General features: G+C 73.4%; 6 protein-coding genes and 1 pseudogene. 1 reads left to right on the plus strand and 6 read right to left on the minus strand.

The annotated features are described in order from the left end of the window. Positions 1-317: helix-turn-helix domain-containing protein (locus tag KUTG_RS62535; RefSeq protein WP_232241306.1), on the plus strand; the 317-nt coding region annotated here is incomplete at its 5' end. Here the strand turns inward: KUTG_RS62535 and KUTG_RS62540 are convergent. The 6 genes and pseudogenes from KUTG_RS62540 to KUTG_RS46640 form a co-directional block, all read right to left on the minus strand. Then, positions 307-732: a hypothetical protein gene (locus KUTG_RS62540; RefSeq protein ID WP_052396240.1), complete on the minus strand. Its 426-nt coding sequence runs from the start codon at positions 730-732 to the stop codon at positions 307-309. The two genes, KUTG_RS62535 and KUTG_RS62540, sit on opposite strands and share 11 nt — an antisense overlap. A gap of 385 nt (positions 733-1117) precedes the next feature. Next, positions 1118-1801, minus strand: a pseudogene (locus KUTG_RS66810) (MmgE/PrpD family protein); the annotation flags it as partial. 64 nt (positions 1802-1865) lie between these two features. Continuing rightward, on the minus strand, positions 1866-2375 hold the full coding sequence (locus KUTG_RS46625; RefSeq protein WP_052396242.1) for a flavin reductase family protein: 510 nt from the start codon (positions 2373-2375) through the stop codon (positions 1866-1868). Beyond that, complete coding sequence (locus KUTG_RS46630) at positions 2372-3313, minus strand: diacylglycerol/lipid kinase family protein (RefSeq protein ID WP_157495279.1); 942 nt, start codon at positions 3311-3313, stop codon at positions 2372-2374. The genes KUTG_RS46625 and KUTG_RS46630 overlap by 4 nt, the downstream gene beginning before the upstream one ends. A 25-nt stretch (positions 3314-3338) precedes the next feature. Continuing rightward, positions 3339-4661: a cytochrome P450 gene (locus KUTG_RS46635; RefSeq protein ID WP_043726346.1), complete on the minus strand. Its 1323-nt coding sequence runs from the start codon at positions 4659-4661 to the stop codon at positions 3339-3341. After that, positions 4658-5594, minus strand: a 937-nt coding sequence (locus KUTG_RS46640; RefSeq protein WP_052396244.1) for an NAD(P)/FAD-dependent oxidoreductase, incomplete at its 5' end; no start/stop codon positions are given. The genes KUTG_RS46635 and KUTG_RS46640, both read right to left, overlap by 4 nt.

A 5594-nucleotide genomic window follows, 5' to 3' on the forward strand; every position in this document is an offset into this window, starting at 1 on the left:
TCGAGGGCCAGCCCCTGTGCCCGCGTTCGGTGCTGGACGTGGGCGCGGCCCGGACCGCCCCGTGCCACGACCCGGCGAAGCCGTCTGTCCCGCGCACCCCGCTCGAGGAGCTCTCCGAGCGGGAGGACGAGATCGCGCGGCTGGTCGCCCGGGGGCTGACCAACCGCCAGGTCGCCACCCACCTCGGCATCTCGCCGCACACCGTGAACTTCCACCTGCGGCGCATCTTCCGGAAGCTGTCCATCACCACCCGCGTCCGGCTGGGCCACCTCATCGCGCAGGTCGACTCCGAGCACGGGACGCCGGTCAGCCGGTGACCGCGGCGGTGATCAGTCGCCGGGTCCGGTCCGGGTCGAGCCGGTCGAGCCGCTCCAGGTCGTCCAGCACCCCGGCCGGGCCGCCGGTGGCGAGGAACTTCGCCCGGACGATCGCCCGGTGGTCCCGGCGGGTGTCCGGGCCGGCCGAGCCGATCGGCGCCGCGCACGACTCCGTCGCGGCCGACCCGTCGGCCAGCTCCAGCTCCACCCGGGCGCCGATGGCCATCGTGGCTTCGGCGAACGACTCCTGCGGCGGGCCGAGCGCGGCCAGCACCGCCGCCGCGTCGTCGCCGGCCCAGGCCAGCAGCTCCGGCAGTTTCAACGCGCGGTCGCCGGCCTGACGCAAGGCCTCGCCCAGCGGGGAGGTCGCCTGCGCCATCCGCACCGAGACGTCCCAGTCGTGGGCGACGGTCACCTTCGCCGCCAGATCCCACCGCGCCTCGTCGGCCAGCGCCGCTGGCGCCAGGTCTTTGTCCGAAACTTCCCTTGAGCAGCAAGCACGCCACGCCGTAGCCGACGGAGAGCTTTCTCCGCCGCGGTCGGGGTGCCGTGGCCGGCGAGGAACGGCTTTGTGTTTTGCGCTCCAGCTGCCAGGTCAGCAGCGAGGCGTGGACGACGATCTTCTGAACCCGCGAGGCGTCCAGCGGCCCATGGGTCCGGTGCAACCGCTCGGCGCAGTCGAAGGCCGCGTGCAGGTACGCGCTGCCCGGGAAACGCTTGTAGGTCAACGTGTCCGTGTGCCAGCGGCGGCCGAGGCCGAGCGTGACCGCCTCCGGCACCGGCACCACGGACAGCTGCGCGAGCAGGCCCTCCGGCGCCTCGATGATCGACTCCGAACCGGTGAGCCCGGCCGCGGCCGCGTCGCAGGCGTCCAGCGCCAGCCTTACTGGGCCCGACGCGCTGAGCGCCTTCAGATCGCTGGTCACGACGCCGTGGTGCAGCGGCACCGGCACGATGCCGAGAGCCAGGCCCAGCGCGGACGTCCACTGCTCGGCCGGCGCGCGCCTAGCGTGCAGCCGTGCGACCGCCGCGCTGGCCAGGTGGGTGTGAGTGTTGGTCTGGCCGCGGAAGAACGGGCTGAGGATGGTCGCCGCGGAGATCCGCGCCGCGCACTCATTGGCCGCCACGGCCGCGGTCAGCAGCCCTTCGCCGTCGAGCCCGCCGTGGCGGGCCTCAGCGATGGCGACGTTCACCGCTCCGGCCGAGATGTGTCCGGAGTAGGCGACTTCGTCGAAGTCGATCGCCGTGGCCAGCGCCGCCAGCACTTGCGCGGCACGGGTCGGGTCCTCCTGCGTCGGCGGCCCGTAGGCGGCGACCAGCGCCCGCCCGACCGGCAGCCGCAGCGAAGCCCGCACCGCCGCGAGATTCGACACGACCTGGCTCCGCGCCGCCGCCCGGGTCCGTTCCGGCACATCGGCCCAGGTCAGCTCACGCGCCCAGGCGGCCAGCAGCTGGGATCGGGTGGGGGATTGGGTTGTGGTCACCGGTGTCCTCCGGGGACGTCGGTCCGGTTCAGTTCGCCGGGCCGGGGCGTGGACTGCTTCGCCGTCACCGGTGGCCGCCCGGCACGAGCGCCTGGTACGCCCGGTCGTGCCAGGCCAGCGGCCGGCCCCGGCCGATCCGCACCCCGGACACCCGCCCGTAGACCACCTGGTGGTCGCCGACCTGGGTGCTGTCGTGCAGTTCGCACCAGGCCACCGCGAGCGCGCCGCTGATCACGGGGCGGCCGTCCACCAACCGGACTTCGTAGCCCAGGTCGGCGAAGCGCGTGCTGTCGCTGGGGGAGCGGGAGAAGCGGTCGGCCAGGTCGGGCTGGTCGTCGGCCAGCAGATGCACGGCGAAGCAGCCGGCATGGCGGATGGCGGTGAGCGTGCGGGAGTCCAAGGTCATGCAGCACAACAGAATCGGCGGCCGCAGGGACACGCTGGTCACCGTGCTCACGGTCGTGCCAGACCAGCCCGAGGGGCCGCAGGCGGTGACCACGGCGACCCCGGCCGTCAGCTTCCGGTAGTACTCGCGGCAGGCCTCGGCCAGCGTCGGGTCCAGGGTGGCGGTCATCGCCGACCGAACCAGGTCGGGGCCTCAGCCGGGGTGAGCACGGCCAGCGCGGCGGGCAGCGCGGTCAGGTCGTAGGCCGGGCCGGTGGCGGGCATGACCTCGCCGTCGTGCTCGTACAGCACCGGCTGCCCGTCGAGGCGCTCCACGGTGATCCGCTCGCCGCGGCCCCAGCACACGCCGGGCAGCTGGTACAGCGTGCGCCCGACGGCCGCCTGGCCGAAGTCCATCAGCTCCACCGACGCCGGGATCACCGTGATGTCGAGCAACCCGTCGTCCACAATGGACTCCGGCACGAGGTGCAGAACGCCGCCGCGGTAGGGGAAACCGCCGGCGATGGTCTCCACGATGCCGCCCTCGTAGATCACCTCGCCGTCGACCGTGACGCGGCCGGCATACGGCACGTGGCTCTGCATCGCGGCCAGTGAGGCGGCGATCAGCAGCTCCCGCCCGGTCTCCGGCCGGCCGAGCCGGGCCAGCAGGCTCTCCGCGAACAGGCCGCTGCCCGAACCCAGCACGACGACATGACCGGTCTGCTCGACGCGGGCCAGATCGAGGTGGCGGACCACGGCCTCGCCGCGCAGCGCGGTCGCGGCCACGGTCTCCCACGGCGCGTCGTCCCACAGCCCGCGGTAGGTGGAGTTGCCGGTGCCGGCCGGCGCGACCAGCAGCGGCGGCACGGCCGCGCCGGCCTCGCGGGCCCGGTGCAGGCCGGTGACGACCTCGCAGATCGTGCCGTCGCCGCCGACGCCCGTGATGACGTCTGGCGGGTTCTCGCCGACGGCCAGCTTGAAGGCGAGGTCCGTGGCGTCGCCCGCGGCCGTGGTCTCCACGGTGTCCAGCGTCGCCGTGCCGACGGCGGCCAGCGCTGCCACCGCCTTCGCGCCGTCGCCGCCCGCCGCCGGGTTCACGATCGCGGTGACTCGCAGACGTGGGTTCATCTGGTTCAGACCTCTCGTGAGCAGTTCAGCCGAGACGGCGCACGACACGCATGCGCGTGCCCTGCTTGGGGATCATCGTGATGTGGTGCATCCGGTCGTCCTCGTCGGCCGGGTCGACCGCCTCGATCGCCACCGTGCGTAGGATCGCCGCGACCACGGTCTCGATCTCCACCTGGGCGAACATCGCGCCGATGCACCGGCGCACGCCCCCGCCGAACGGCAGCCACGCCTGCGCGGACGGGTTCCCGTCCAGCCAGCGCTCCGGCCGGAACGCCGCGGCGTCGGCGTCCCACCAGCGCTCGTCCCGACCGACCACGCCGATCGCCGGCACCACGGTCGCGCCCGCCGGCAGCTGGTAGCCGGCCAGCTCGATGGGCTCGGTCAGCCGCCGGGCCACGTTCTGGATCACCGGCCGCACCCGCAGCGCCTCCTTGAACACCGCGGTGCGGTACGGGTCCTTGGGATCGTCGAGGCCACGGCGCAACCGCGCGTGCGCCTCGGGATGGCGCAGCAGCCGCTCGAACAGCCAGGCCAGCCCGACCGCGGTCGTCTCGTGCCCGGCCATCAGCAGCGTCATGACCTCGTCACGCACGTCCCGGTCGTCGGCGTCCGGGTCCTCCAGCAGCATCGACAGCACGTCGGTGCGCCCGGCCCGGTCCGGGTCCTGGCGGCGCAGCGCGATCTCCTGGTAGATCAGGCGATCGGCATGCTCCAGGTTGCGCACGACGTTGCGCCACGGCCAGTACTTGCCCAGCCCGGGTCGGATCAGCACCAGGATGCCGGTCAGGTTCATGTCGGCGACCTTGTGCAGCGCCTCGCTCATGGCCAGCGCCCGCTCCGGGTCGTCCACGCCCAACACCGCCTTGACGATGATCTCCAGCGTCAGCGCGTAGGAGCGGTCCAGGAACCGGAACGGGCGATCCACCGGCCAGCGCCGCGCCTCGTCCTCGGCGATGCGGCGCATGGTGGCCACCAGCCCGGCGATGCGGTCGTGGTGGAACGGCGGCATCATCCGCTTGCGCTCGGGCTTGTGCTCGGGCGCGTCCAGCGTCAGCAGCGAGTTGCGGCCGACGATCGGCAGCAGGTTCCAGTTTCCCTTGCCGCCGTGAAAGATCTCCGGCGCGCCGCGGAACACCTCGCGGATGTGCTCGGGGTCGCGCAGGATGACGAACGGGCCGTGCGGGATCAGCCGCAGCGTCACGATGTCGCCGAACTGGTCGAACATCTGCGGCATGTAGCGCTGGCGCTCGCGCCAGTAGTGGAACGTCTGCACGGCCGGCGAGGTCGACGGCCCGGGCGGCAGGCCGTCGGTCCGGGGCGGGCTGGTGGTGTTCGCGGCGGCCCTCATGACAGCCTCTCCCTCGGTCGGTCGGACTGCCCGGCGGACAGCCAGGCCAGGTAGCCGTCGAGCGCCCGGCCGGCCAGGCCGCCGCGCGGCAGCCACGGCGCCTTCGGTCGCAGCCAGGGCAGCGCGAAGGACAGGTGGTCCTTGCGGCCGGTGGCGATCCAGCGCGCCACGTGCGCGCCGTTGGCCACCGACACCGCCAGGCCGTGCCCGTTGCAGCCGCCGACGTTGAAGAGCCCTGGATCACGGGAATCGTTGCCCAGCAGCGGAAGCCCGTCCCGCGTCATGCCGATCGGCCCGGCCCACGCCGACTCGATGTCCACATCGGACAGTTCCGGGGCCAGTGCCCGCACAGCGGCGCGCAGCCGGCCTGGCGACGGTGCGAGCGAACCGTGGGCGCCGCGGCGCACGACTCCGCCGCCGACCACGATCCGATCGTCCGACGTGAGCCGGAAGTACGGGGAAAGCTCGCCGTGCTCGATCACGGTGTCGGTGCGCAGACTCTCCACCGCGGCCAGCGCGGCCGGCGACAGCTTGCCGGTGACGCCGGCCTGCACCCGCACCCCGAACACCCCGGCGGGTGTGCCCGGGATGCCGCCGTAAGCGTTGAGCGCCACCACGACCCGGTCGGCCGACAGCTCCGCGTCGTCGGTGCGCACGGTCGTCACCAGACCTCGCCGGATCTCGCGGACCGGGCTCCGCTCGTGGATCGTCACACCGCGCTGCTCGGCGATCCGGGCCAGCTGCCCGGTCAGCGCGGCCGGATCCAGTGTCGCGGCCGGCTCGTACCGCAGCGCGCCGAGATACCCCTGCGCGAAGGTGGGCAATTCACCCTGCGGGACAAGGGAAATCGGCAGACCGAGCGCGAGGGCAGCGTCGGCTTCACGCTGCTGAGCCTGGGCCGCCGCCTCGTCCGGAGCGACGACCAGCTGGCCA

The sequence above is a fragment of the Kutzneria sp. 744 genome, from assembly GCF_000568255.1.
Taxonomy (GTDB): domain Bacteria; phylum Actinomycetota; class Actinomycetes; order Mycobacteriales; family Pseudonocardiaceae; genus Kutzneria.